Annotated in this window: 23 protein-coding genes; 17 read left to right on the top strand and 6 right to left on the bottom strand. The window is 62.2% G+C overall.

Annotated features, from left to right (window positions below):
- Nucleotides 1-196: 196 nt before the first annotated feature.
- The 4 genes from PP4_RS16090 (at nucleotide 197) to PP4_RS16075 (ending at nucleotide 6753) form a co-directional block, all read left to right on the top strand.
- Entirely contained in the window at nucleotides 197-1087 is an 891-nt protein-coding gene (locus PP4_RS16090) for an alpha/beta fold hydrolase (RefSeq protein ID WP_016500254.1), read from the top strand.
- 155 nt (nucleotides 1088-1242) lie between these two features.
- On the top strand, nucleotides 1243-2868 hold the full coding sequence (locus PP4_RS16085; RefSeq protein WP_016500253.1) for a methyl-accepting chemotaxis protein: 1626 nt from the start codon (nucleotides 1243-1245) through the stop codon (nucleotides 2866-2868).
- A 765-nt stretch (nucleotides 2869-3633) separates the two neighbouring features.
- Entirely contained in the window at nucleotides 3634-6348 is a 2715-nt protein-coding gene (gene mgtA, locus PP4_RS16080; RefSeq protein ID WP_016500252.1) for a magnesium-translocating P-type ATPase, read from the top strand.
- Nucleotides 6349-6369: 21 nt separating this feature from the next.
- On the top strand, nucleotides 6370-6753 hold the full coding sequence (locus tag PP4_RS16075) for a DUF2493 domain-containing protein (protein ID WP_016500251.1): 384 nt from the start codon (nucleotides 6370-6372) through the stop codon (nucleotides 6751-6753).
- Nucleotides 6754-6970: 217 nt separating this feature from the next.
- On the opposite strand, the gene PP4_RS16070 is transcribed toward PP4_RS16075, so the two are convergent.
- The 4 genes from PP4_RS16070 to PP4_RS16055 form a co-directional block, all read right to left on the bottom strand.
- Nucleotides 6971-8197 (bottom strand): MFS transporter, encoded by a 1227-nt coding sequence (locus PP4_RS16070; RefSeq protein ID WP_041167770.1) that lies wholly within the window; start codon nucleotides 8195-8197, stop codon nucleotides 6971-6973.
- A gap of 184 nt (nucleotides 8198-8381) precedes the next feature.
- Nucleotides 8382-9092, bottom strand: a complete 711-nt coding sequence (locus PP4_RS16065) for a TetR/AcrR family transcriptional regulator (protein ID WP_016500249.1) — start codon at nucleotides 9090-9092, stop codon at nucleotides 8382-8384.
- Between the two features lie 243 nt (nucleotides 9093-9335).
- Entirely contained in the window at nucleotides 9336-10211 is an 876-nt protein-coding gene (locus PP4_RS16060) for a universal stress protein (protein ID WP_016500248.1), read from the bottom strand.
- A gap of 154 nt (nucleotides 10212-10365) precedes the next feature.
- Nucleotides 10366-11304: a LysR family transcriptional regulator gene (locus PP4_RS16055; RefSeq protein ID WP_016500247.1), complete on the bottom strand. Its 939-nt coding sequence runs from the start codon at nucleotides 11302-11304 to the stop codon at nucleotides 10366-10368.
- Between the two features lie 142 nt (nucleotides 11305-11446).
- On the opposite strand from PP4_RS16055, the gene PP4_RS16050 reads away from it, so the two are divergent.
- From PP4_RS16050 to PP4_RS16040, 3 genes are all read left to right on the top strand, one after another.
- Entirely contained in the window at nucleotides 11447-12589 is a 1143-nt protein-coding gene (locus PP4_RS16050; RefSeq protein WP_016500246.1) for an iron-containing alcohol dehydrogenase, read from the top strand.
- 45 nt (nucleotides 12590-12634) lie between these two features.
- Nucleotides 12635-13978 (top strand): MFS transporter, encoded by a 1344-nt coding sequence (locus tag PP4_RS16045; protein ID WP_016500245.1) that lies wholly within the window; start codon nucleotides 12635-12637, stop codon nucleotides 13976-13978.
- 264 nt (nucleotides 13979-14242) lie between these two features.
- Nucleotides 14243-15028: a 2-keto-4-pentenoate hydratase gene (locus PP4_RS16040; RefSeq protein ID WP_016500244.1), complete on the top strand. Its 786-nt coding sequence runs from the start codon at nucleotides 14243-14245 to the stop codon at nucleotides 15026-15028.
- Here PP4_RS16040 and PP4_RS16035 read toward each other — a convergent pair.
- Entirely contained in the window at nucleotides 15018-15836 is an 819-nt protein-coding gene (locus PP4_RS16035; protein WP_016500243.1) for a helix-turn-helix domain-containing protein, read from the bottom strand. The genes PP4_RS16040 and PP4_RS16035 overlap by 11 nt on opposite strands.
- 107 nt (nucleotides 15837-15943) lie before the next feature.
- Between PP4_RS16035 and PP4_RS16030 the strand changes: the two genes are divergently transcribed.
- The 3 genes from PP4_RS16030 (at nucleotide 15944) to PP4_RS16020 (ending at nucleotide 16986) form a co-directional block, all read left to right on the top strand.
- Complete coding sequence (locus tag PP4_RS16030) at nucleotides 15944-16258, top strand: hypothetical protein (RefSeq protein ID WP_016500242.1); 315 nt, start codon at nucleotides 15944-15946, stop codon at nucleotides 16256-16258.
- Nucleotides 16255-16680: an MAPEG family protein gene (locus PP4_RS16025; protein WP_016500241.1), complete on the top strand. Its 426-nt coding sequence runs from the start codon at nucleotides 16255-16257 to the stop codon at nucleotides 16678-16680. The genes PP4_RS16030 and PP4_RS16025 overlap by 4 nt, the downstream gene beginning before the upstream one ends.
- A gap of 78 nt (nucleotides 16681-16758) precedes the next feature.
- Nucleotides 16759-16986 (top strand): hypothetical protein, encoded by a 228-nt coding sequence (locus tag PP4_RS16020; RefSeq protein WP_016500240.1) that lies wholly within the window; start codon nucleotides 16759-16761, stop codon nucleotides 16984-16986.
- Between the two features lie 64 nt (nucleotides 16987-17050).
- Here the strand turns inward: PP4_RS16020 and PP4_RS16015 are convergent, their stop codons facing one another.
- Nucleotides 17051-17431 (bottom strand): hypothetical protein, encoded by a 381-nt coding sequence (locus tag PP4_RS16015; RefSeq protein ID WP_016500239.1) that lies wholly within the window; start codon nucleotides 17429-17431, stop codon nucleotides 17051-17053.
- A 188-nt stretch (nucleotides 17432-17619) separates the two neighbouring features.
- On the opposite strand from PP4_RS16015, the gene pstS reads away from it, so the two are divergent.
- The 7 genes from pstS to PP4_RS15980 all read left to right on the top strand — a co-directional run bounded on the left by pstS (nucleotide 17620) and on the right by PP4_RS15980 (nucleotide 24354).
- Nucleotides 17620-18651 (top strand): phosphate ABC transporter substrate-binding protein PstS, encoded by a 1032-nt coding sequence (gene pstS, locus PP4_RS16010; RefSeq protein WP_016486164.1) that lies wholly within the window; start codon nucleotides 17620-17622, stop codon nucleotides 18649-18651.
- Nucleotides 18652-18721: 70 nt separating this feature from the next.
- Complete coding sequence (gene pstC / locus PP4_RS16005) at nucleotides 18722-19690, top strand: phosphate ABC transporter permease subunit PstC (protein WP_016486165.1); 969 nt, start codon at nucleotides 18722-18724, stop codon at nucleotides 19688-19690.
- Nucleotides 19687-20580: a phosphate ABC transporter permease PstA gene (pstA, locus tag PP4_RS16000; RefSeq protein ID WP_016486166.1), complete on the top strand. Its 894-nt coding sequence runs from the start codon at nucleotides 19687-19689 to the stop codon at nucleotides 20578-20580. Before pstC ends, pstA begins: the two co-directional genes overlap by 4 nt.
- Nucleotides 20581-20630: 50 nt before the next feature.
- Nucleotides 20631-21419: a phosphate ABC transporter ATP-binding protein PstB gene (pstB, locus tag PP4_RS15995; protein ID WP_016500238.1), complete on the top strand. Its 789-nt coding sequence runs from the start codon at nucleotides 20631-20633 to the stop codon at nucleotides 21417-21419.
- Between the two features lie 94 nt (nucleotides 21420-21513).
- Entirely contained in the window at nucleotides 21514-22212 is a 699-nt protein-coding gene (locus PP4_RS15990; RefSeq protein ID WP_016500237.1) for a hypothetical protein, read from the top strand.
- On the top strand, nucleotides 22212-22811 hold the full coding sequence (locus PP4_RS15985; RefSeq protein ID WP_016500236.1) for a trehalose-phosphatase: 600 nt from the start codon (nucleotides 22212-22214) through the stop codon (nucleotides 22809-22811). Before PP4_RS15990 ends, PP4_RS15985 begins: the two co-directional genes overlap by 1 nt.
- Before the next feature lie 355 nt (nucleotides 22812-23166).
- Entirely contained in the window at nucleotides 23167-24354 is a 1188-nt protein-coding gene (locus PP4_RS15980; RefSeq protein WP_016500235.1) for a porin, read from the top strand.
- Nucleotides 24355-24575: the final 221 nt, after the last annotated feature.

The raw sequence follows: 24575 nt of genomic DNA, 5'->3' as shown, positions 1-24575 counted from the left end.
AAGCCGGGAGCTGGTATGGAAATGGAGTGAAGCATGGCTCGGGCAACCCCTTTGCGCGGACCGCAGGCGCAGCCGGCGCCCAGGTCCCGACTTTAACGGTGCAGCGCAGCGGGTTGCAAACGATAGTTTTCCCATGGGTTGCCGTGCGCCTTATAGTGGCGGGCTTTTCTCCGTTGAAGTCAAAGGAATGGCGACCATGCGCATACGCACCCTGCTTGCAGCAATCGGGACCAGCTTGTCGCTGGGCTCGGCATTGGCTGCGCCAAGCCAGCCAGTGCCTGTAGCGGGCGAACGTATTTCGGTAACGGTCGAGGGCACCGGGCCGGACGTCATCCTGATCCCCGGGCTGGCCTCTTCCCGTGAGGTTTGGGCGGGGCTCGCCAGCACACTGCGCCAGCAGCATCGCCTGCACCTGGTGCAGGTTGCAGGCTTTGCCGGCTCGCCTGCCGTGCCCACTGTGGACGGGCGCGTGGCCGCTCCGGTGGCCCAGGCGGTTGCAGACTATATCGGCAGCCAGCACCTTGAGGCACCGGCCATCATTGGCCATTCGCTGGGCGGTGAGGTCGCGCTGATGATTGGTGCACGCCACCCCGAGCGGGTAGGGCGGCTGATGGTTGTCGATGCGCTGCCGTTCTACACGTTATTGCTCAACCCCATGGCTACCGCCGAAGCGGCTGCAGCGCAGGCGGCGGCATTGCGTGATGGGATGCTGGCGGCCCCGGCAGTTCAGGCCGAAGCCATGCAGCGCACAGCCATCGACCGGCTGGCCAAGACCGCTGCGGCCCGGCCGGCACTGGTCGAAGCCGCGCTGCGCTCGGACCGCAAGGTGGTGGCCGATGCCACCTATGAATTGATGACCACCGACCTGCGCCCGGAGCTTGGCAGCATCCAGTCGCCGGTGCAGGTCGTCTATGCCTATGACCCCTTGTATGGCATACCCGCTGCCAGCGTCGATGCAACCTTCGCAAACGCCTACGCAGGGACGCGAAACATCAGCTTCAAACGTATTGATGGCAGCTTCCACTTTGTCATGCTGGACCAACCGCAGGCCTTCGCGGAGGCGGTAGTCGACTTCCTCGAACGCTGAGATTGGCTGCGGCCCAACCTGCGCCCGGCAACATCTGTTCGGTTACCGCCCATAACCGACTCCCCACGCCTCAAGCCTGCGCGGGCACCTCCGATAGCAGCACACCCACCGTCGAATCTCGACCAGAAGTGGTGCCAACAAGGAGTACTGCCCGCATGCTTGCCAACCTGAAAATACGTACCGGAATGTTCTGGGTGCTGTCGCTGTTCAGCCTGACCCTGCTGTTTTCCACCGTCAGTGCCTGGCGGGCAGCAGTGGGCAGCGACCAGCAGATCACCGAACTGGACCAGACCGCACACCAGTCGGACCGGTTGAACAACGCATTGTTGATGGCGATCCGCGCCAGCGCCAATGTGTCCTCGGGCTTCATCGAGCAGCTGGGTGGCCATGACGAGAGTGCGGCCAAGCGCATGGCGCTGTCGGTCGAGCTGAACGACAAGAGCCAGACGCTGGTCGACGAATTTGTCGAGAACACCCGCGATCCAGCCCTGCGCACGTTGGCAACCCAGCTGCAGGCTACCTTTGCCGATTACGCCAAGGCGGTGGCCGGGCAGCGTGAGGCAACCCGCCAGCGCTCGCTGGAGCATTACTTCAAGGTCAACGGCGATGCCGGCAATGCCATGGGCCGGCTGCAAGCGCTGCGCCAGCAACTGGTGGGCGCACTGAGCGAACGTGGCCAGCAGATCATGCTTGAGTCTGACCGGCGCCTGGCCCGCGCCCAACTGCTAAGCCTGGGGCTGTTGGCGGTGACCTTGGTGCTGGCGGCGCTGTGCTGGGCCTTCATTGCCCAGCGTGTTTTGCACCCGCTGCGCGAAGCCGGTAGGCATTTCCAGCGTATTGCCGGTGGCGACCTGAGCGTGCCAGTGCAGGGGCAGGGCAATAACGAGATCGGCCAGCTGTTCCACGAACTGCAGCGCATGCAGCAGAGCCAGCGCGACACCCTGGGGCAGATCAACCACTGTGCCCGGCAGCTGGACGCCGCTGCCACGGCGTTGAACGCGGTTACCGAGGAAAGCGCCAACAACCTGCGCCAGCAGGGGCAAGAGCTGGAGCAGGCAGCCACCGCGGTGACCGAAATGACCACGGCCGTGGAGGAGGTTGCGCGCAACGCCATCACCACCTCGCAAACCACCAGCGAGTCCAACCAGCTGGCCGCGCAAAGCCGCCAGCAAGTCAGCGAAAACATCGACGGCACCGAGGCCATGACCCGCGAGATCCAGGCCAGCAGTGCACACCTGGAGCAACTGGTCGGGCAGGTGCGGGATATCGGCAAGGTACTGGAAGTGATTCGCTCGGTGTCCGAGCAAACCAACCTGCTGGCGCTCAATGCCGCCATCGAGGCGGCCCGCGCCGGTGAGGCCGGGCGCGGCTTTGCGGTGGTGGCGGATGAGGTGCGCACGCTGGCCTACCGCACGCAACAATCGACCCAGGAAATCGAACAGATGATCGGCCGCGTGCAGGCGGGCACCGAAGCGGCAGTGGCGTCGATGCAGGCCAGCACCAACCGCGCCCAGTCCACACTGGACGTGACCCTGGCCTCGGGGCAGGTGCTGGAAGGTATCTACAGTGCGATTGGCGAAATCAACGAGCGCAACCTGGTCATTGCCAGTGCGGCCGAAGAGCAGGCTCAGGTCGCACGGGAAGTGGACCGTAACCTGCTGAACATTCGCGAACTGTCGATCAACTCGGCGACGGGAGCGCAGCAGACCAGCGAGGCGAGCAAGGCGCTGTCGGGGCTGGTGGGGGAGATGACGGCATTGGTGGGGCGGTTCAGAGTGTAAGGTTCGCCGGGCGACGGGCGTCAAACTCGAACCTGACCGTTGTTACATTAAAAGTGGGTGAAACTTATTTAAAGTTCCCCTTGCGGGTTGACTTCGATACTACGCTTGAATAAAGTTCGATCGCCCCGAGAAAGGGCCTTTTTTCCATTCACTGAAGAATTCAATGGACACAGTATCTAGTCGCTGCCTGACCCCTGCTGTATGGCCTGGTCAGGCACTTGAACCGGAACACCGGTCCCGACACCCTGGTCGGGCAAGCCGCGCCAGAGCCTGATGCTCCGTCGTGACTTGCCGCCACCGGTGTCTGCCGGTTGGAGGCAAGCTCATGAACCTCACTTCATTCGTTTCACATTGCCTGTTCGCCGGCCTTGCGCCGCAGCAGGCCCGTGCCCGGCCGTCCCGCCTGCACGGGTACCCTGACCACAGCCAGGAGCCCCCCAGTAGATGCGGGCGGCTGGCGTGTCTGCATGCCCGCTTGAGCCCCCAGACTTCTCGCTGAATAAAAGATATTAAACGGTATCTTTGCTCTCGAACTTTTTTAAATTAAAAGTTCGCGGGCAGTTATTGCACGGTATTTATCAAAAGGAATCACACCATGGACTGCGCGAGTAGAAAGTTCGCTGCCGAAACAACTTCCGACCCTCGGCAGCGGACAGACAACTGTCGGAAAAGCCCAGTATTTTTCTGCGACCCGACATGCCTTCGTTCACCGCCTGAGTGAAACGTCTGTGTGTCGTGCCGCTGCAGCGGCAGGAGCACAGCAACATGACTGTCAAACACCGCAACACCTCATCGGCCAAGGCCGAACGCGAAACTCGCCTGTCTACCCGCGCTGCCCGTGAAGCGCGCAATGGGCTGGCCGTCACCCTCGCCAACCTTGATGCCAGCGAACACGGCCTGACCGAGCACGAGGCTGCCAAGCGCCTGGAGCACGATGGGGCCAACCAGGTCGCCCACGACCCGCAACCTCACGCCCTGATGCAATTGCTCAAGGCCCTGCACAACCCGTTCATCTATGTACTGCTGACCCTGGCCGGGATCAGCTTTGTCACCGACTACTGGCTGCCGGTCAGCGCCGGCGAAACGGACGACGCCGACCTGACCAAGGTCATCATCATCATGACCATGGTCAGCCTCAGCAGCCTGCTGCGCTTCTGGCAGGAATACCGCTCGAACAAGGCCGCCGACGCGCTCAAGGCCATGGTGCGTACCACCGCCACCGTGCTGCGTCGCGAGCAGGTCGGGCAGGCTCCGCGCCTGCGCGAAGTGCCCATGGACGAACTGGTGGCCGGCGACATCGTGCAGCTTTCTGCAGGCGACATGATCCCCGCCGACATTCGTCTGCTCGAATCGCGCGACCTGTTCATCAGCCAGGCGGTGCTCACCGGCGAAGCGCTGCCGGTCGAGAAGTACGACACCTTGGGCAATGTCGCGCAGAAGTCCGCCACCGGGCATGGTGCTGACCAGGGCAACCTGCTCGAGCTGCCGAACATCTGCTTCATGGGCACCAACGTGGTCAGCGGCCGCGCCCGCGCCGTGGTGGTCGCTACTGGCCGACGTACCTACTTCGGCTCGCTGGCCAAAGCCATTGCCGGTTCCCGTAGCCAGACCGCCTTCGACCGGGGCGTGAACAGCGTCAGCAGCCTGCTGATCCGCTTCATGCTGGTGATGGTGCCGGTGGTGTTCATGATCAACGGCGTGGTCAAGGGCGACTGGGGTGATGCCTTCCTCTTCGCGCTTGCCGTGGCAGTGGGGCTGACCCCGGAAATGCTGCCGATGATCGTCAGCGCCAACCTGGCCAAGGGCGCCGTGGCCATGGCCCGGCGCAAGGTGGTGGTCAAGCGCCTGAACGCCATCCAGAACCTGGGCTCCATGGATGTACTGTGCACCGACAAGACCGGCACGCTCACCCAGGACCGGATCATCCTCGAACACCACGTGCGCTTCGACGGCCAGCGCGACCGGCATATTCTTGAACTGGCCTGGCTCAACAGCCATCACCAGAGCGGCATCCGCAACCTGATGGACCAGGCCGTGCTGCATTTCGCTGGCCAGGACCGTGAGTTCAAGGTGCCTTACGCCTACGCAAAGGTCGACGAACTGCCGTTCGATTTCATCCGCCGTCGCTTGTCGGTGGTGGTGAAAAACGCCTTGGGTGATCACCTGCTGGTCAGCAAGGGTGCGGTCGAGGAAATGCTCGCTATCGCCACGCATGTGCAGGAAAGCGACCGTGTCGTTGCCCTGGACCCGCTCCGCCGCCAGCAGCTTCTGACCAGCGCCGAGGCCTACAACCAGGATGGCTTCCGTGTGCTGGTGGTCGCCACCCGCGAGATCCTGGCTGCCGAAGGCAAGGCGCAGTACCACACCGACGATGAGCGCGACCTGGTGATCCAGGGCTTCCTGACCTTCCTCGACCCACCCAAGGAAACTGCCGGCCCGGCCATCGCCGCCCTGCGCGACATGGGCGTGCGGGTGAAGGTACTGACCGGCGACAACCTGGTGGTTACCTGCAAGGTCTGCCGTGAGGTGGGCCTGGAGCCAGGCCTGCCACTGCTCGGCCAGGACATCGAGCGCATGGACGACCCCGCCCTGAAGCTTCAGGTAGAGGAACGCACGGTCTTTGCCAAGCTCACCCCGCTGCAGAAATCACGTGTGCTCAAGGCCCTGCAAGCCAATGGTCACACGGTGGGCTTCCTCGGCGACGGCATCAACGACGCCGCAGCCCTGCGCGATGCCGACGTGGGTATCTCGGTAGATAGCGGCACCGACATCGCCAAGGAGTCGGCCGATATCATCCTGCTGGAAAAGAGCCTGATGGTGCTGGAGGAGGGGGTGCTCAAAGGCCGTGAAACTTTCGGCAATATCATGAAGTACCTGTGCATGACTGCCAGCTCCAACTTTGGCAACGTGTTCTCGGTTCTGGTGGCCAGTGCGTTCATTCCCTTCCTGCCGATGCTGGCAATCCACCTGCTGCTGCAGAACCTGATGTACGACTTCTCCCAGCTGTCGCTGCCGTGGGACCGCATGGACAAGGAGTTTCTCAGCAAGCCACGCAAATGGGATGCCCGCAACATCGGCCGCTTCATGCTGTGGATCGGCCCGACCTCGTCGATCTTCGATATCACCACCTTTGCCTTGATGTGGTACGTGTTCGCCGCCAACAGCGTCGAGATGCAGGCGCTGTTCCAGTCAGGCTGGTTCATCGAGGGGTTGCTGTCACAGACCTTGGTGGTACACATGCTGCGCACCCGCAAAGTGCCGTTCTTCCAAAGCACCGCTGCGTTGCCGGTGGTGCTGGCAACGGGGCTGGTGATGGCATTGGGGATCTACATCCCGTTCTCGCCGGTGGGCGCGATGGTCGGCCTGGTGCCGCTGCCGTGGGAATACTTCCCTTGGCTGGTTGCTACCCTGCTGGGCTATTGCGTGGTCGCGCAAGGCATGAAGACCCTCTACATCCGCCGCTTCGGGCAGTGGTTCTGAGCCAGGCGAGGAGAGCAGGCCATGCGAGTACTGATCTGTGCGGGACGCAACTATGCCGACACCCGGCGCTGCCGCCAGGCCCTGGATGACGTTCAGCGCCAGCGGCCGATCCGGGTGTTGATCCACGGTGGCAGCCAGTTCCTCGGCGGCGAGATCGAAAGCTGGGCACGTGAGCACGGTGCCGATCTGGTACGTTATCCGCCAAACTGGCAATTGCACGGCAAGCAGGCCGAACGCTTGCGCAACCTGTTCATGCTCAATGACAGTCGCCCTGATCTTTTGCTCGCGCTGCCTGGGGGCGATGACACCGAGGAACTGCTGGCCAGGGCCCGCGGCGCCGAGGTGCCGGTGATCTGCGGCAGGCAACCACGGCGCACCGAACGGGATGAACCTGGCGTGGGATAAGCCTGTCTGCCACTGGTCCTGTGGGAGCGGGTTCACCCGCGAAGAGTCCAACGCGGTGGATGGCACCGGCTTCGCCGGTGTTCGCGGCTAAAGCCGCTCCTACAGGGACTGCGTAAGCCTGAAGCCGGCCCGGTACCTGTGGGAGCGGGCGTGCCCGCGAAGCAAGCGCCTCGGTCTTCGATAGCTCAAGCTTTGTGCAGTCGCTCCAGGCGGCTACTCAGCCTGGCTGTGCGGCCAGGCTGTTGCTCACGTTGCGCCCCAGCACCAGCACGGTGACAAAGCCGCAGCCCACCAACGCAGTAGCCAGGCTCAACAGCACTGCGGTGCCCATATGGTCGACCACCTGCCCGCCGAAGAACGAGCCCAGTGCAATGATCACCTGGAACATGGCCACGAACAGCGGCATGCCACGTTCAACATCCTTGGGGGCCACCACAAACATCCAGATATTGGCGCAGGCCGGGAACGCACCAAAGGCGAAGCCCCACAGTGCGATCAGCATGGCGGCGCCCGTCATGCCGGTGGCGAAGTGCGGGAACAAGGCGGTGCTCACTGCAATCATCAGCGCAACCAGCATCAGGGTATGCCGCACGCTGCGGTTGGCAGCGTAGCCCGCGAAAATGTTGCCCATGAACCCGGCGACGCCGTACAGCAGCAACAGTGAGCCAATCGTAGGCCCGTCAAAGCCGGCATTCTGTTTGAAGAACGGGGCAACATAGGTGTACGCGGCAAAGTGCGCCAGGCCGATCAGCAGCACGGCGATCAAACCGACCCGCGCTTGCGGGTTGATGAACAAGGCTGGCAGGTCGCTGATGCGAATAGCCTTTTCCGGCAGCAGCCGCGGCAGCAGGAATACCTGCGCCAGCAGCACCGGTATGCCCACCAGGGCGGTGACCAGGAAAGTCATGCGCCAGCCCATCAGGCCGCTCAGCCAGGTGCCCACGGGCACGCCCACTACGGTCGCCAGGGTTACGCCGGCCATGATGATCGAGTTGGCCTTGGCCACGCCCATGCCGTCTGGGGCCAGGCGGCCGCTGAGGGCGATGGCGGTCGCCCAGAAACCACCGATACTGACACCCAGCAGCACGCGGCCGACCAACAGCAAGTTGAAGTCGACGGCGTAGGCCACGATGGTGTTGGCGATGATCATGATCAGCGTCAGCCCAATCAGCAGGTAGCGCCGGTCCAGCGCGCCGACCCCCACGGAAATCAACGGCGCTGCCAGCGCGGCCATGATGCCGGGCAGGGTCACCATCAGGCCGGCAAGGCCTGCACTGATGCCAAGGTCACTGGCCACATCGTTGAGCACCCCCACCGGGAGGAACTCGCTGGTGACCAGGGCGAAGGCACCCACGGCGACCGAGAGGATTGCCAGCCATTGCTGTGTGACACTCTGTTGATTATGTTCGGGAAGGCCGCGACGGGCCTGGCGGTTGCTTGGCATGGGGGTCGGTTCCATGAGGGATGTCGCCTGTAGCAGGCGCAGGAGCGGAGGGATTTGCAGGCGATTATAGGGATGGCGTCGCCAGGCCGACAGGCAGGCCGCTTGATAGTCATCATCAGCGCAATCGATGAAACGCCTGGTTTAGAGCGGAAAGTATTGCGTTGCGGGGCCACGAAGCCAAGTTTCAGCGCGGTGTCACAGCCGTTTGCCTTACCGGTACGACACCGCCCAGCACCATCTGGGTGACCGTACGGGTGGCGCGATCAAAGTCCAGCTTGTCGGGTACAGCCACACCTCTGAGCTGCGACATTTGCCAGGCAAGATTGGTATAGGTGCGCGTTGCCGACCAGATGAAAATCATCAGGTGTTCGGGGTCACAGGGCGCCAACCGGCCATCCTCGATCCAGTTGCGCAGGCAGGCAACGTTGCGCCTGGCTTCCTCCTGCAGCATGTTCTTGCACACCTCAGGTAGGCGTTTGCCGCCTGAGAGCAACTCCTGGCTGAACACGGCGGCGCTGAAAGGGTGCTCCCGGATGATGCGGATACGGGCCTTGATATAGGCCCGCACGCCCACTATCGGGTCGTCGCTTTTTCGCAATGCTGCCGAAGCCCTCACCAGCGGCTCGATGAAGCTCATCAGCACCTGGACGTACAAATTCTCTTTTGTCTGGAAGTAGTAATAGATATTGGCCTTGGGCAACCCGGCGCGCTCGGCAATTTCGTGCGAATGGGTGGCGGTGAAGCCGGTGACGGCAAACGCTTCGCTGGCCGCCTGCAGAATAAGCTTGTGATTCTTGCGCCGGATACCGGGGTTGCCCAGCGCGTGGTTGACCGAGCCGATAGGGGCGTCAGCACCATCGCTGGTCGTGTGTGGGAGGTCGGGTTGGGCGTACATCACGGTTTCATCTGGGATTTCAGAGGCGGTGTATAGAAATGTATATAGCGAGTGTTATGCTTTTCTTCAGCCGTTGCAAGGCTGCCATTTACACAACAAGGACAAACCTATGGATTTTTTGATCAGGTGGGCGACGGCCACCGACTGCCCGTTCTGATGCTGGGTGGATGTGCAGCGGGACCTGGTGATGCTGCACGCAGGCTGGGCAGCCCCTGGGGAGGGCGGCCCGCCTGGTCTTGCGTGCTAGGGCGTGACCAGCACATCACACTGCGATTCGTTCAGTACATGCTTGGTAACGCTGCCAACCAACAGCTCCTCCAGCGCGCTCGCACCCTGCTTGCCGACTACGATCAGGTCGCACTCCAGCTCCTGTTCCTGCTCGGCAATGCGCCAGCCAGGGTCACCGTGCTCCAGAATCTGCCGTGCATCGGCAATGCCCGCGGCCTCACTCAATGCAGCGAGTTGTGCCTGTGCGTCCTTGCGGATGACATTGCGGTAGTGGGTGAGGGTGTCGTGGTCGATATGGGCGAAACGCACGCTGCCTTCGAACGGGGCTTCGTACACATGCAGCAGAATGATTTCGGCCTGTGGGGCAATGGCCCTGGCCAGTTTGATGGCGCGCAGCGAAGCGGGAGAGAAATCGACCGGCACCAGCACCGTGCGATAGGTAGCACGAGGGGCCGGCTTGACCACCAGTAAAGGGCAGGGCATGTGGTTGAGCATTTTCTGCACGGTTGAACCCAGCAGCAGGCGCCGCGCCACGCTCTGACCCTTGGCGCCGCATACCAGCAGGTCGCTGTGTTTGTCCTGCACCACCCGGGTGATTTCCGTGATCACCGACCCGCTGGCGACCTGCACGCCTGCGGAAATGTTGTAGCGCTGGAAAAGCAGGGCTGCCAGTGCGCGGGTTTTTTCGCCGGCGCTGTCCAGTACCCGCTTCAACAGGTCGTCATCAGGCGCCACCAACTGCTTCAGGCGCTCGAAGGGGGCCGGGTTGGCAACGTAGAGCAGGTCCAGTGCGGCCTGCTGCGCGTTGCTCAGGTAGGCAGCGCGCTCTGCCGCGTTGCGGGCATGGGGGGATAGGTCGGTAGCTACCAGTATGTGTTTCAGCGGGTTCATGTGGGGCTCCTTGTCCAAGGCCGCGCACAGTGTTCGAGGGTTGTGCACTGTGCGCCTGGCGGTGCTTGAGTCATTCCTTGCTGGCAGCCATCGTCGCGCGAACCTGGCGCGAGGGCTTGATTTGGGTCAATGGAGTGCAGGTGCTGCAACACGCCTAACTGCGGCCAGGTTGCCCACCCTGCAATAGCAGCTCGCTAAGTTTTTCCATGGCCGGTGTCGCTTGGCTGCCTTTGCGAGTGATCAACTCGTAAGGGTCGCTGACCGAGCCCATGGCCAGGGGCAGCATGCGCACTTGCTGGTTCATCGCGCATTGCCGGGCCACGTCAATCGACACCAACGCCACAAAGTCGGGGCGGTCCTGCAGCAGCGACAAGGTCGCCAGGATCGAGGTGGTCTCAACCAGGTGCAGCGGGAAGCGCAGCCCGGCGTCGTGGAATTCACGCTCCAGTTGCACGCGCATCGGCATGTTGGCCCGGTATACGATCCAGCGGCTTTCGGCCAACTCGGCAAGGCTGACGGTTTGGGCGTGTTTGAGCGGGTGGTCGACATTGGCGATGACCGCCAGCGTCTCATCCTGGACAAAGGTGCTGGCAAACAGCTGCGGCGCATTGCTGACGCTGGTGCGGCACAGGGCGATGTCCAGCCGGCCGCTTTCGATCTGTGCCAGCAGCGACTGGCTGGTGTCTTCGATGATCTCGAACGACATCTGCGGCTGGATACTGGCCAGCTGTGATACGGCCCGCATCAGCAAGGGCACGGCGCCCATGATGGCGCCCACCGCCAGCCGGCCGCCCACACCGCGCAGGATTGCATCCAGGTCATGGCGCAGGTTGGAAATATCGGTTTGCACCACGCGCGCGTAGCGGATGGCGCAGTGCCCGGCGGCCGTGGGCTCCAGTCCGCGGTTGGTGCGGTTGAACAGCACCGTGCCGAAGGTGGTTTCGATTTCCTGCAGCGCTTTGCTGGCGCCGGGCTGGGTAAGCCCGACGCTGCCTGCTGCACCCAGCAGCGAGCGGTGCTCGTCCAGCTCGATGAGCAGGCGCAGGTGGCGGGCATGCAGCCTGGACATGATCGAGTTAAGTGATGGGGTCATCGGGTATGCGTCCTGGTTATACCGCTATGGATTGTTCTCAATACCATGGCCAGGCGCGCATTCCTATACTGGCGCTGCACGGTGTCGCATCCAGTGCGACTGAACCGCCTATAACAACAATGCCAGGAGCCTGCTGAGCCTTATGTCCCTGATCAACTACATCACCCAGATCCAGTTCGATATCGGCGCCATTGCCCTCTTGCCTGCCGAGTGCGAGCGCATTGGTATAACCAGGCCTTTGATCGTGACCGACCGCGGCGTGCGCGCTGCCGGTATCGTCGATACGGCGTTGAACACCTTTGCCGGCAGCGCGGCCCAACTGCCGATCTATGACGGTACACCACCCAACCCCAACGAGAACGCGGTACGTGAAGCCGTGGCCATGTTCAAGGAATGCGGCTGTGACGGCATCATTGCCATTGGCGGCGGCTCGGCGATCGACCTGGCCAAGGGTGTGGCGGTGTGTGCCCGGCACGAAGGGCCATTGAAAAGCTTTGCGGTGATCGAAGGCGGCCTGGCGCGAATCACGCCGGCAACCGCGCCGGTGATTGCCGTACCCACCACGGCCGGGACCGGCAGCGAGGTAGGGCGGGGCGCCATTCTGATTCTCGATGACGGGCGCAAGGTGGGCGTGATTTCGCCCCATGTGGTGCCCAAGGCGGCCATTTGCGACCCGGCGCTCACCCTTGGCCTGCCCACGCAACTTACCGCGGCCACCGGTATGGATGCGATTGCCCACTGCCTGGAAACCTTCATGGCGCCTGCGTTCAACCCACCTGCCGACGGCATCGCCCTGGACGGCCTGTGGCGCGCATGGCGCTTTATCGAAAGCGCTACCCTAGACCCGCAGAACCTCGATGGGCGTATCAACATGATGAGCGCTTCACTGCAAGGTGCACTGGCTTTCCAGAAGGGGCTCGGCTGCGTGCACAGCCTTAGCCATGCACTGGGCGGGATTAACCCGCGCCTGCACCATGGCACCCTCAACGCGATTTTCCTGCCTGCTGTCATCACGTTCAACCGCAAAGCCACTACTGTGCTGAACGAGCACAAGATGGCGCGTATCGCCCAGGCGATGGGGCTGGCAGACGAAAGCCAGATCGAACAGGCCATCCGCGACATGACCCGCGCGTTGGGCCTGCCGACCGGCCTGCGCGAACTGGGTGTCAGCGAAGAGCAGTACCCACGCATAATCCAGGGCGCGTTGGCCGATCACAGCCATCGGACCAACCCGCGTGAGGCGTCTGCCGAGGACTACCAGTGGTTGCTTGAAGCGTCGATGTAAGGCGCCAGTCCGCTGTTCAATCAATAACAACAAAAGTGAACGCCCATGAATACCAAGTATGCGCAAGCCGAGCTTGCCCCCACAGGGGAAGCGGTCGCCAGCCCGAACCCGTTCAAAAAGTACCAGGTCATCACCGTCAGCCTGTTGCTGGTGATCGGCATCATCAACTACGTCGACCGCAGTGCGCTGTCGATCGCCAATACGTCTATCCAGCGCGACATGGGCATCACGCCGTCGCAGATGGGCATTTTGCTGTCAGCGTTTTCCCTGGCGTATGCCTTCTCGCAGCTGCCTCTGGGCATGATCATCGACCGCCTGGGCAGCAAGATCTCGCTGGGGGCGGCACTGCTGGGCTGGTCAGTGGCGCAGACGGCCTCCGGCCTGATCAACAGTTTTTCCGCATTCATCGGCCTTAGGGTGGTGCTGGGGATTGGCGAAGCACCGATGTTCCCGTCGGCGGCGAAAGCCCTGGCGGAGTGGTTCGAGGCCGAAAAGCGCGGCACACCGACGGGCATCGTGCTGTCATCGACCTGCATCGGGCCGTGCCTGGCGCCACCGTTGCTGACCCTGCTGATGGTCACCTGGGGCTGGCGCGGCATGTTCATTGTCACTGGGGTATTCGGCATCCTGGTCGCCGCCTGCTGGTTTGCCTTCTATAAAAGCAAGGCACGCTACCTGGCCGAGCTGCCTGCCGAGGAACGTGAGCGGCTGCTGGCGACACAGGCCCATAAACAGCCGGTGGCAAGCGCCAGGCCGAGCCTGCGGGCACAACTGGCGGCCTGGACCGAGCTGTTTCGCCACAAGAGCACCTGGGGCGCCGTATTGGGCTTCATGGGGGTGATCTACATGCTGTGGCTGCACCTTACCTGGCTGCCGGGCTATTTCGAACGTGAGCATGGCTTGAGCCTGTACCACACGGCCTGGGTGGTATCGCTGGCCTATGTATTCGGTGCGTTGGGCACCATTGTCGCGGGCCGCATCTGCGACCGCCTGGTGAAGAACGGCGCCAGCGTGTTGGGTAGCCGCAAGCGGGTAGTGGTGACGGCGTTGTTCGCGGCGGCGGCATTTACCGTTCCGCTGTCGTTCGGCAGCGGCTTCATGCTCAGCGTGGCGCTGCTGTGCTGCGCGCTGTTCAGCGTGAACATGGCCAGTTCGACTGCCTGGATGATTGCCAACACTGTGGTCGATAGCCAGCGCGTTGCCTCGTTTGGCTCGATCCAGAACTTTGGTGGCTACCTGGCAGGCTCGGTGGCACCAATCGTGACCGGGTTCAGCATCCAGCAGACCGGGTCGTTTGCCTCGGCGTTCCTGATCAGTGCTGCGGTGGCGGCGGTGGCAGCGATGGCTTACGTATTGCTGCTGAAGCAGCCGGTTTCTGCTGACCAGTGATCGTCAGGCCTGTGCAATCCCTGTGGGAGCGGCCTTGTGTCGCGATAGGGCCGCAGAGCGGCCCCAGGATCCTTGCAGGACCGTAGAGACCGGTGGGGCCGCGTTGCGGCCCAATCGCGACACGCTCCCACAAGGATCGCATCAGCTTCCAGAAGTCGTTTCATAACGGTTTGTGATGCCAGGCATCATGACAATATATTTATCCTTATCAATTTCAGGCCCTAGCATCGGTTGCCCGGCATCGCCCATTTCCATGAGGTCTTGATGAACAGTTCGCTTTTCGTACCCCAACGTACCGCGGCCCTGTTGCTGCAGCACTGGCGCAGCGGTGACTTGCTGACGGAACTGCCTGCCAGCCTCAGGCCCGAAACCTTGAAACAAGGCTATGACAGCCAGGATCAGTTCTTCGCCGCCGCCGCTGGCCAGCGTGCCGGGTGGAAGCTGGGTGTCGGCAGCCCCGCCGGCATGCGTGCGGCCAACCTGTCCCGGCCGCTGATTGGCCAACTGGAAGCAAAGCGCTGCCACGCTGATGGTGTGCGCATCGAGCTGCCGGCGGTGACACCTGTGACCATCGAATGTGAGATCGCCTTCGTGCTTGACCGCGATATCCCCCCGCAAGCGGGACGGGTGCCGGCCAGCGAGGATATTCGCGCAACCTGCGTCACTTTCGAGGTGGTGCGCTCACGCTTCGTCGACCGCAAGAGCGTCGGCTGGCCAAGCTTCGTGGCGGACAACGTGGGCTTTGAAGCGTTGGTCGTGGGCAACAGCCTCGGGGCAGGCATCAACGTACCCTTGCTTGCAGACCTGGCCGAGACCACCGAGGTGTACGTAGATGGCGAATTACGCGCCCGCGGCTTGTCTGGCGATGCTGCGACCGACCCGCTGGTGTCGCTGGCTCACCTGTATGCCCATGCTGCCGAACGCGGCCAGACATTGAAGGCAGGTGATGTGGTGACCACGGGGGCCATGTGCCAGCCGTTCGACCTCAATGAAACAGGCCATCAGGTTAGCGCCAGGTTCCTTGGCCAGGCGCTGTCGTTCACGCTGTAACCGCCGACCATTGATCAAACGCCGCCTGCATCCTCTGCCGGGTTTGTGGGTCGGCGGGGATCAGGTGCTCGATCCGCAGTGATTCCACGGTGATATCCAGCGGCATGCCGAAGGTGGTGAAGGTCGACAGGAACCTGAGCTCGCCATAGGGGGTGCTCACGCGGGTCAGCAACACGGGCGCGATACCTGTCGCCTGCTCTGGGTTGGCCGGGGTTGGAAGATTGCGCAAATGCGCTGCCAGCGTCGCGTTACCCACTGCCTCCCTGGATGCACGTTGCCAGGCAACGGCACGAATTTGCTGCGCATTGGCCAGATGATCGCCCAGGCCGCCAGGGCGCAGCAGCGTATCCAGAAGGTTAAGGCCAGGCGCCGCCTGCGCCGCAACACCCACCATCGCCAACAGCAGGCCGGTACTGGCATTGGCAGCGATGACCTGCCAGTTGCTGTCGATGACGATTGCAGGTGCAGGGTTGTTCGCCTGCAGGATGTGTTCGATGGCGGCATGCACCAATGCCAGTTCAGGCGCGTCGAGCGGCGAGGCCGCGTAGCGGGGCGCGTACCCGGCGGCAATGAACACTTCGTTGCAGTGCTCCAGTGGCGCGCCAAGGGCCGAAAGCAGGGCATGCAAGGTGCCAGGGCTGGCCTTGGCGCGCCCGGTTTCCAGGCAGCTCAGGTGGCGCTGCGATACGCCAGCCAATAGCGAAAGCGCCAGCTGGCTGAGCCCGGCCTGCTGGCGCAAGTGGCGCAGATGCTGGCCTGCCGAAGTATCCGGCGCAGGGCTTTTGCGATGGAACAGATGATGACTCATGCCTTGATCCTTATCGTCCTTGATTGCAGCGTCCATGACCTCACAGGTCATTGAGCGCAGGCAACCCTATCACTACTGTGCCGGCAAACCCTACAGAGGAAAGGACGATGGGCTTGCGTAGCTGCGCGCTGGCGTTGCTGGTGCTGTTTTCGCTGTATACCGGCTGGACGATGCTGATTGCCGAGCAGTCGCTGCTGGCGTTCGGGCTAACGCTGCTGTCGCGGCCAGACACTGCTCAGGTGGTCATTGACCTGTACCTGATGGCGGGGCTGGCCTGCGTCTGGATGGTGAGGGACAACCGTATGCGGGGCGGGAAGGGGATATCGTTGCTGCCCTACCTGTTGCTGACGGCTGTGTTCGTTTCGGCGGGGCCGCTGTTGTATCTCGTCAACAGAGGCGTTGCCGGGGTGCGTCAGCCATGAGCAATGCCTTGAATGTTTATGCGCTGTGTATGGTGGTGCTTTTCCTGAAGATGTTCATGGTCTCCTGTTACCAGGGCTATCACCGCTTGCGCTTTGTGGCGTTTACCAACCCTGAGGATGCTGCTGTCTTCAAACACGCTGCGCAGGCGACTGAGCGGCCTGAAGTGATCCGCGCCGCCAAGGTATGGGCTAACGACCTGGAAAACATCCCGGCTTTCTTCGCCTTGGGTGGGCTGGCTATCGCCCTGGATACAGCCGCGCAGCCCACTGTGTGGCTGAGCATTGCTTTCACCCTTGCCAGGGTCCTGCATACGCTGGCCTATCTGCTGGGCGTGCAGCCATGGAGAACGCTGTTCTATGCCATCGGGGCTGTCTGCCTGTTGGGTTTCTGCGCACTCATTACCGCGAGCATAGGTAACTGAACCAAAATATTGCATGAGTCATCTTGATGCTTTGGCATAAGGCTACTAATACTTAAGCACTGCCGAAGAGGGACGATCATGCAGACGCGCTTCGTTGTGGTGCCCGCAGTGCCAGTAAAGCGAGAGGTTTACCCTCGGCGTCTTGGCTTTCCCGCCGCCCTGGGAGAGGGTTATGACCTTTACGACACCCAGGAAAAGATGCGCTTGAGCCTCAACTTTGCCACACGGGCCCAGGCCGAGTTCGAGTGTGCGTGCCGCAACCGCAGCCAGGAAGGCGATGAAGCGGGTATTGTCGGCATTGGCTGACCAAACCCTGTGGGAGCGGGTTCACCCGCGAACACCGGCGCAGCCGGTGCCATCCATCGCGCCCTCAACCGTGTTTGCGCAGCGCTTCTAGTAACTCTGCCTTGTTCATGGTGGAGCGGCCTTTGATGTCTTTGCTGCGCGCCTCCTTCATCAGGCTTTGCTTGCTCTGGGTTTCCAGAGAAGCACCCGAACTGCGCGAATAACCCTGGCGTGATTTAGCCGCGCGTTTGGCTGAGTCGGAGCGGGCTGTCTTTTTTTCGCTTGCAGACGTGTGGCTCCCCGAGCCGCCCTTCTTGTCGCCACCTCCGGACTGTTTGTTGACGGTGGCCCAGGCACGGGCTTCGGCCTCTTCTTTCGACAAACCCCTGTCTTCGTAACTCTCCTCTATGTGCTCGGCCTTGCGCTTCTGTTTGTCTGTGTATTTGTCCTTGTCACCGCGTGGCATGGTGTTCACTCCTGCTGGATTTGCCTGCACGGTTGAGGCCAGGCGTCCACCGAGAGTGCCGGACAATGGACAAACGGAGCCTCATGGCACAGGCAAAAAGCTCTACCGTGCGGCCTGCCACTCAACAGTCACAAAGCTGTAACACAGCTGATGCAAAGTGTGCCGGCCATCACAAGGAGCACTTTTTGATGAAACGCCTGATGAAGTCTGCTGCACTCGCCGTTGCGGTCTCCCTTTGCGCCACTTCGGCAGCCTTTGCTGCAGAAAACGTTCGCCTGACAGGTTCCGGCGCCAGCTTCCCTGCACCGATCTACCTGACCTGGTTCAAGGACTTCAGCAAGAACACCGCTGGCGTCACCGTTGACTACCAGTCCAAGGGCAGCGGGGCGGGCGTTCAGGACTTCCTGAACAAGACCGTCGACTTCGCCGCCAGCGACTCGGCCATGAGCGAAGCAGACATTGCCAAGGTTGGCGAAGGCGTGCAGTTGCTGCCAATGACCGCCGGTGAAATCGTCCTGGCCTACAACCTGCCGGGCAACCCTAAAGGGCTGAAGCTGCCGCGCGAGGTGTACTCCAACATCTTCCTGGGCAAGATCACCCAGTGGAACGACCCGCAAATCGCCGCGGCCAACCCTGAGCTGAAACTGCCAGCTACCCCGATCACCGTGGTCGTGCGTGCCGACTCCAGCGGTACCACTGCGGTCTTCACCAAGCACCTGTCGGCCATCAACGCTGACTTCAAGCAAGGGCTGGGTGAGGGCAACACCGTCAACTGGCCGGCCACCGACAAGTTCATCAAGTCGCCGAAGAACGATGGCGTAACCGCCACCGTCCGCCAGACCCCGGGCGCCATCGGCTACATCGAATACGGCTTCGCCAAGCTGGCCAAGGTCGACTTCGCCGTGCTGCAGAACAAGGCTGGCCAATACGTCGTGCCAAACGCAGAGAGCGGTGCCGAAGCGCTGGCTGCGGTGAACATGCCGGAAAACCTGGTGGCCTGGCTGCCTGACCCGGACGGTGCCAAGTCCTACCCGATCACTTCCTACACCTGGATGATCTTCCGCAAGGACAACGGCAACCCGGCAAAAGCCAAGGCCATGCGTGAAATGGTCGAGTACAGCCTGACCAAAGGCCAGACCATCGCCGACTCGATGGGTTACATCCCGCTGCCTGCGTCGGTTGTCGACCAGGTGCGTAAAGCGTCTGCCAACATCCAGTAATACCCAGGCGCTCCCGGTATCGGCATGAAGCCATGCCGGGGGTGTTTGTCCCTAGTCCCGGAACTTGCCCATGAACACACCCTTTGCCATACCGGATAACCCCGATTCCGCGTGCCAGCCACCGTCTGCGAAAGACTTCCTGGTCGATCGCACCTTCCGTGCGCTTGCACGCATTGGTGTGGTGCTGGTACTGGCGCTGGTCTTCGCGCTGGTCTACGAAGTGGGCCGCAAGGCACTGCCCGGCATCGAAAAGCACGGCTTTGACGTGCTGTTCGGCAGCGTCTGGGACGTCAACCAAGGCAAGTACGGTATTCTGCCAGCGATCTGGGGCACGCTTTACAGTGCCTTCATCGCCCTGTTGATCGCCGGTTTCTTCGGCGTCAGCATGGCCATTTTCCTCACCCAGGATTTCCTTCCGGCCAAGCTCGCCGCAGTGTTCCGCACCATCGTCGAATTGCTCGCCGCCATCCCCAGCGTGGTCTACGGCCTGTGGGGCATCTACGTGGTCATCCCGGCGATTCGCCCGCTGACCGCCTGGTTGAACAGCGAACTGGGCTGGATCCCGTTTTTCGGCACCTCCCTGAGCGGGCCCGGCCTGCTGCCTGCTGCGCTGGTACTGGCGATCATGATCCTGCCGACCATCGCTGCCGTTTCCCAGGATGCGCTGACCAGCGTACCGATGAAAACCAAGCAGGCTGCCTACGGCATGGGTACAACCCACTGGGAAGCCATCCTCAAGGTGATGGTGCCATCGGCTGCTACCGGCATCTTTGGTTCGCTGGTGCTGGGCCTGGGCCGCGCGCTCGGTGAAACCATGGCACTGGCCATGCTGGTCGGCAACGCCAACACCATTTCCCTTTCCTTGTTCGCCCCGGCCAACACCCTGGCGGCGCTGCTGGCGCTGAACTTCCCGGAAGCCGGCCCGAACGAGGTCGAAGTGCTGATGTACGCGGCACTGGTCCTGATGTTCATCACTCTGCTGGTGAACGTGCTCGGCTCGATGATCATGCTCTACGCCCAGCGTGGTAACAAACAATGACTGACTTGACGACCCCTGTAGCCGCATTGCCCAGCCTGCAACGCAAGCTGGAAGGCCGTGCCCTGCGCAGCGTGCTTTTGACTACCCTGGCATGGCTCGCGGCACTGGTGGCCAGCGTGCCGCTGATTTCCGTGCTGTACATGCTGATCACCCGCGGCGGTGCACGCCTGAGTCTGGAAGTGTTCACCGAGCTGCCGCCGACCGGCTTCGAGATGGGTGGCGGTTTTGGTAACGCCATGGCCGGTACCTTCGTCATGGTCGGCATTGCCGCCGCCATCGCGGTACCGGTCGGTATCCTGGCAGCAGTGTTCCTGGCCGAACTCGGCCCCGACAGCAAGCTGGCCAACGCCGCGCGCTTTGCCGCCAAGATGCTCACCGGCCTGCCGTCGATCCTGGCCGGGGTGTTTGCCTACGCCCTGGTGGTGATGACCACCGGCACCTACTCGGCGCCGGCTGGCGGTGTGGCCCTGGCAGTACTGATGCTGCCGATCGTGGTGCTGACCGCTGAAGAGTCGATGAAGATGGTGCCCAAGATCATGAAAGACGCCGCTTACGGCATGGGCTGCACCCGTGCCCAGGTGATCTGGAAGATCGTCCTGCCCACAGGCCTGCCGGCGATCCTCACCGGCGTCATGCTGGCCGTGGCCCGCGCCGCTGGCGAAACCGCGCCACTGCTGTTCACCGCATTGTTCAGCAACTACTGGATCTACCATGACGGCAGCCTGGCGGTCATGAACCCTACGGCCTCGCTCGCCGTACTGATTTACAACTTCTCCGGCATGCCATTCGACAACCAGCTCGAGCTCGCCTGGGCGGCCTCGCTGGTGCTGGTAATGATCGTGCTGGTAATCAACATTCTGAGCCGAGTCTTCGGCAAGCCCAAGTATTGAGAAAGGGAGCATCCCACTTGAACGTATCCACTGCGCAAAGAGCCGCTCCCATGGTCAGTGAAGCCACCCCGATCGTCATGGACTGCAAGCTGGACAAGATTTTCTACGGCAACTTCATGGCCGTGCGTGACAGCCATGTGCCGATCAGGAAGAACGAGATCACCGGCTTCATCGGGCCGTCGGGCTGCGGCAAGAGTACCGTGCTGCGTAGCCTCAACCGCATGAACGACCTGGTGAAGGGCTTCCGGTTTGAAGGCCATGTGCACTTCCTGGGCCAGGATGTCTACGGCAAGGGTGTTGACCCGGTGGTCGTGCGCCGCTACATCGGCATGGTGTTTCAGCAGCCCAACCCGTTCTCGATGAGCATCTTCGACAACGTCGCCTTTGGCTTGCGCCTGAACCGCTACAAGGGCGACCTGGGTGACCGCGTGAAGCACGCCTTGCAAGGCGCCGCGCTGTGGGACGAAGTGAAGGACAAGCTCAAGGTCAGCGGCCTGTCGCTGTCCGGCGGCCAGCAGCAGCGTCTGTGCATTGCCCGCGCCATCGCCACCGAGCCCGAAGTGCTGCTGCTGGACGAGCCATGCTCGGCACTCGACCCTATTGCCACCCGTCGCGTGGAAGAGTTGATGGTCGAGCTGAAGAAGGACTACACCATCGCCCTGGTGACCCACAACATGCAACAGGCGATTCGTGTGGCTGACACCACAGCGTTCTTCTCGGTCGATATTTCCCAGGGCAGCCGCACCGGTTACCTGGTCGAGATGGGCCCTACGGCGCAGATTTTCCAGAACCCACGCGAGCAACTGACCAGCGACTACATCAGCGGCAAGTTCAGCTGAGTCAGGCACGCCCAAGGTGGCCGGGTGTTGCAGCCAGGGAGGTTGCAGCACCCGGCCGCGTTACCTTCCGTTAAAGTGTTACCCGGGATTTCCAATGCGAGCAACGCGTCGTCTTGATCTTTCAGCGGTAGAGCGCGCACTGCGCGAGGTGCAGGGCCGCTTTGCCGAACTCAGCCGGCATTTCACCGAGCCGCGGGACCCGTTTACCGACGAGGTGCTGCTGAACGTGCTTGAAGGCTACGCCCTGATTGACGACTATGTCGCTCGCGGTATCGACCTCTTCGACCTGCAACAGCTGAACCTGATGCTGGAAATCAATGCCACCGTGCTGTGCGGCAGCGACCCGGCCCGTCGCCTTGAATATGCCCCGCACCTCGCCGCAACCGAGGCGCACTTTTTCAATAACGTCGAAGGTGGCATCAAGGACTTGTACAACTGGTACTGCTCGTACCGCAGCGATTCGGTCTGGAAGCGGGCAGCCGGTGTTTATGTACGAATCCTCAGCAAGCCGCAGTTGTTCATCGAAGGCAACAACCGCACAGGTTCGCTCATCGTCAGCTACCTGCTGATGCGTGCCGGGTTGCCGCCTTTCGTGCTGTCGCTGGACAACGCCGAGGGTTACTTCAACCCGTCCTCGGTCATACGCAACTCCGCTAAACACGGTGTAAAGGCATTGTACGAACTCCCCAAGATCAAGAAAAAGTACGCGGCTTTCCTTGAAGAGAAGGCCCCTGCGCCCGGCAAGTTCTTCCTGAACGGCTCGCCCGTGCCTGCCTGCGAGGGGCGCCGCTGATGCAACGTTACTCCATGTTCGCACGCGGGCGCCAAGCCCTTGAACGCAAGTTCAAGCGTGGCCAGGTACGCATTTCGTTCGATATCGACGACACGCTCGCCTGCCTGCCCGAGCACGCTGCCGCCGAAGACAGCAAGCTGCCGAATTTCGTCCATCGCTGGTTGGGCGAGCCCCTGCGCAGTGGCACGCGCTCGCTGATCCGCGACCTGCGCCGCCAGGGCTGCAGCATCTGGATCTATACCTCGTCGGGGCGCACCCCGGCCTACATCCGGCGCTGGCTGATGCTTTATGGCATCCATGTCGATGGTGTGGTCAACAGCGACCGGCACCAGCATATCCTGGCCCAGAACGGCCTTGAGCATTCGCCCTCGAAGTTGCCCTCGGCGTTTGATATCGACCTGCATGTGGATGATTCCGAAGGTGTGCGGCTGGAAGGCGTCGACCACGGTTTTCGCGTTGTGGTGGTGTGCCCGAAGGACGAAAACTGGGCACAGAAGGTGATGGACGCGGCGGTCGACGTGCAGGCACGGCTGGCCTGGCAACAACCGCACCGCTATGAGATGCCCGTGCGCCAGCGCTCGCAGGCGCTTGCTTCCTGAGGGCAGTGGTCAGCGCACTCGGTAACAACGGGGCTGCTTTGCAGCCCTTCGCGGGCTTGCCCGCTCCCACAGGTCTGGCGCTGAGTTCAAGTGATGCGTGATCCCTGTGGGAGCGGGCAAGCCCGCGGAGGGGCCGCAAGGCGGCCCCAGTTCGTACAGTTGTATTGATACCCGCCTGCTATTCATGCGTACACCTTAGGTCTTGCCTCCTGGCCAGACCCGGTAGCGCGACCAAATCATCACGCCGCATTCGCCAGCCCAAGGCCGCTACCCGCTCCCCCCAAAGCAGCGTATCTGGCCATTTGGCCACTTCCGATAATCGCCTCCGACATCCAGTCCCCGTTTGGAGCGCGCCATGCACAACAACAATAAGCACCTGCCGCCTCGTTTCCTCGCAGCCGCCATCGCCAGCTTTTCTGCCCTGGGCCTGAGCGGCGTCGCCGAGGCCGAGATCATGCTGTACGACAAGGACCAGACAACGTTTTCCACCGACGGTTACATCAATGCCTTCTACGTCAACAGCAAGGTCGACCGTGAGGGCGAACAGTTCGACCGCCGCCAGTCGCGGGTGAAAATGGGCTTCTTGCCCAACTACCTTGGCTTCAACATGGGCAAGCAGGTGGATGACCTGAAGCTCGGCGCGCGTGCCTCGTTCTGGGTAACCATCAACGACAGTGAAACCAACGGCACCGACACCGCCATCGACGTGCGCCAGTTCTACGGCACCGTGGCCAACCCCGCGTGGGGCGAGGTGCTGATCGGCAAGGACTTCGGGTTGTTCGCCCGCTCCAACATCCTGCTGGACGAGCTGCTGGCCGGTTATGGCCAGGTCAGCGACACGCTGGGGCTGGTGGACGGCGGCGGGGTGTCGTTCGGCAACATCGGCAGTGGTTACCCGTACCCGTTCCCCACCTCGCAGATCACTTACCGCACGCCGGTGATGGACGGCCTGCGGGTGGCGGTGGGCATCATGGACCCGGTAGACACCAACGACAGCAGCCCGACCGGCAAGGCCTACCAGGAAAACCCGCGCACCGAAAGCGAGATCACCTACCAGTTCGACCTGGGCGGGGCGCAGATCTACAGCTGGGTCAACGGCAGCTACCAGACATCCGACAATACCGATTCGACGGTGGAGTCCATTACCTCCAAAGGTGTCGGCTATGGCGTGCAGGCCAAGATGGGCGGGCTGTCGCTGACCGGCTCGGGGTTCCAGGCCAAGGGCATCAACCCGTTCTTCACCAACAACGCGGGCGAACCGGTTTTGCGCAATGTCGACAGTGACGGCTACCTGCTGCAGGGCTCGTACAAGTTCGGCAAGAACCGCGTGGCGCTGTCCTATGGCAAGACCAAGGACGATGGTAATGGCGCGGTGGGCAGCGGGGCGGACTACGAGACCCGCGGCGTGGCGCTGTTCCATGATGTAAACGATAACCTCAAGCTGGTGGCCGAGTACAACCAGTTTTCCATCGACGGGCATGACACCAGCGCGCAGAACGAAGACACCGATACCTTTGCGGTGGGTGCGGTGTTGACCTGGTGAATCCTTGGGGCTGCTGCGCAGCCCATCGCCGGCAAGCCAGCTCCCACAGAGACCGCGCAAAGCTTGAGGGGAGCTGGCTTGCCGGCGATGGGCCGCAAGGCGGCCCCAAATGATGCGGGCTATTACGCCCATGGAACCGCCCACCCACTACCCAAGTAGCATTCGTCCCCCTTGCTCACCTTCGTACACTGACCCCTCAGCCACCCGCGCCGGAGACCACG

It is taken from the genome of Pseudomonas putida NBRC 14164 (assembly GCF_000412675.1).
Lineage (GTDB): Bacteria > Pseudomonadota > Gammaproteobacteria > Pseudomonadales > Pseudomonadaceae > Aquipseudomonas > Aquipseudomonas putida.
Note: the sequence above shows the minus strand (reverse complement) of the source record. Positions and strands in the feature narration are given on the sequence as shown.

Bases quoted from the DNA above. Each gene is read 5' to 3' on its own strand.
- PP4_RS16050 (WP_016500246.1), top strand. From the start codon at position 11,447: ATGTCCCTGATCAACTACATCACCCAGATCCAGTTCGATATCGGCGCC.
- pstB (WP_016500238.1), top strand. From the start codon at position 20,631: ATGGTCAGTGAAGCCACCCCGATCGTCATGGACTGCAAGCTGGACAAG.
- pstS (WP_016486164.1), top strand. From the start codon at position 17,620: ATGAAACGCCTGATGAAGTCTGCTGCACTCGCCGTTGCGGTCTCCCTT.
- PP4_RS16070 (WP_041167770.1), bottom strand. From the start codon at position 8,197: ATGCCAAGCAACCGCCAGGCCCGTCGCGGCCTTCCCGAACATAATCAA.
- pstA (WP_016486166.1), top strand. From the start codon at position 19,687: ATGACTGACTTGACGACCCCTGTAGCCGCATTGCCCAGCCTGCAACGC.
- PP4_RS16035 (WP_016500243.1), bottom strand. From the start codon at position 15,836: ATGAGTCATCATCTGTTCCATCGCAAAAGCCCTGCGCCGGATACTTCG.
- PP4_RS16065 (WP_016500249.1), bottom strand. From the start codon at position 9,092: ATGTACGCCCAACCCGACCTCCCACACACGACCAGCGATGGTGCTGAC.
- PP4_RS16015 (WP_016500239.1), bottom strand. From the start codon at position 17,431: ATGCCACGCGGTGACAAGGACAAATACACAGACAAACAGAAGCGCAAG.
- pstC (WP_016486165.1), top strand. From the start codon at position 18,722: ATGAACACACCCTTTGCCATACCGGATAACCCCGATTCCGCGTGCCAG.
- PP4_RS15980 (WP_016500235.1), top strand. From the start codon at position 23,167: ATGCACAACAACAATAAGCACCTGCCGCCTCGTTTCCTCGCAGCCGCC.
- PP4_RS16075 (WP_016500251.1), top strand. From the start codon at position 6,370: ATGCGAGTACTGATCTGTGCGGGACGCAACTATGCCGACACCCGGCGC.
- PP4_RS16090 (WP_016500254.1), top strand. From the start codon at position 197: ATGCGCATACGCACCCTGCTTGCAGCAATCGGGACCAGCTTGTCGCTG.
- PP4_RS15990 (WP_016500237.1), top strand. From the start codon at position 21,514: ATGCGAGCAACGCGTCGTCTTGATCTTTCAGCGGTAGAGCGCGCACTG.
- PP4_RS16040 (WP_016500244.1), top strand. From the start codon at position 14,243: ATGAACAGTTCGCTTTTCGTACCCCAACGTACCGCGGCCCTGTTGCTG.
- PP4_RS16060 (WP_016500248.1), bottom strand. From the start codon at position 10,211: ATGAACCCGCTGAAACACATACTGGTAGCTACCGACCTATCCCCCCAT.
- PP4_RS15985 (WP_016500236.1), top strand. From the start codon at position 22,212: ATGCAACGTTACTCCATGTTCGCACGCGGGCGCCAAGCCCTTGAACGC.
- PP4_RS16020 (WP_016500240.1), top strand. From the start codon at position 16,759: ATGCAGACGCGCTTCGTTGTGGTGCCCGCAGTGCCAGTAAAGCGAGAG.
- PP4_RS16085 (WP_016500253.1), top strand. From the start codon at position 1,243: ATGCTTGCCAACCTGAAAATACGTACCGGAATGTTCTGGGTGCTGTCG.
- PP4_RS16045 (WP_016500245.1), top strand. From the start codon at position 12,635: ATGAATACCAAGTATGCGCAAGCCGAGCTTGCCCCCACAGGGGAAGCG.
- PP4_RS16055 (WP_016500247.1), bottom strand. From the start codon at position 11,304: ATGACCCCATCACTTAACTCGATCATGTCCAGGCTGCATGCCCGCCAC.
- PP4_RS16025 (WP_016500241.1), top strand. From the start codon at position 16,255: ATGAGCAATGCCTTGAATGTTTATGCGCTGTGTATGGTGGTGCTTTTC.
- mgtA (WP_016500252.1), top strand. From the start codon at position 3,634: ATGACTGTCAAACACCGCAACACCTCATCGGCCAAGGCCGAACGCGAA.
- PP4_RS16030 (WP_016500242.1), top strand. From the start codon at position 15,944: ATGGGCTTGCGTAGCTGCGCGCTGGCGTTGCTGGTGCTGTTTTCGCTG.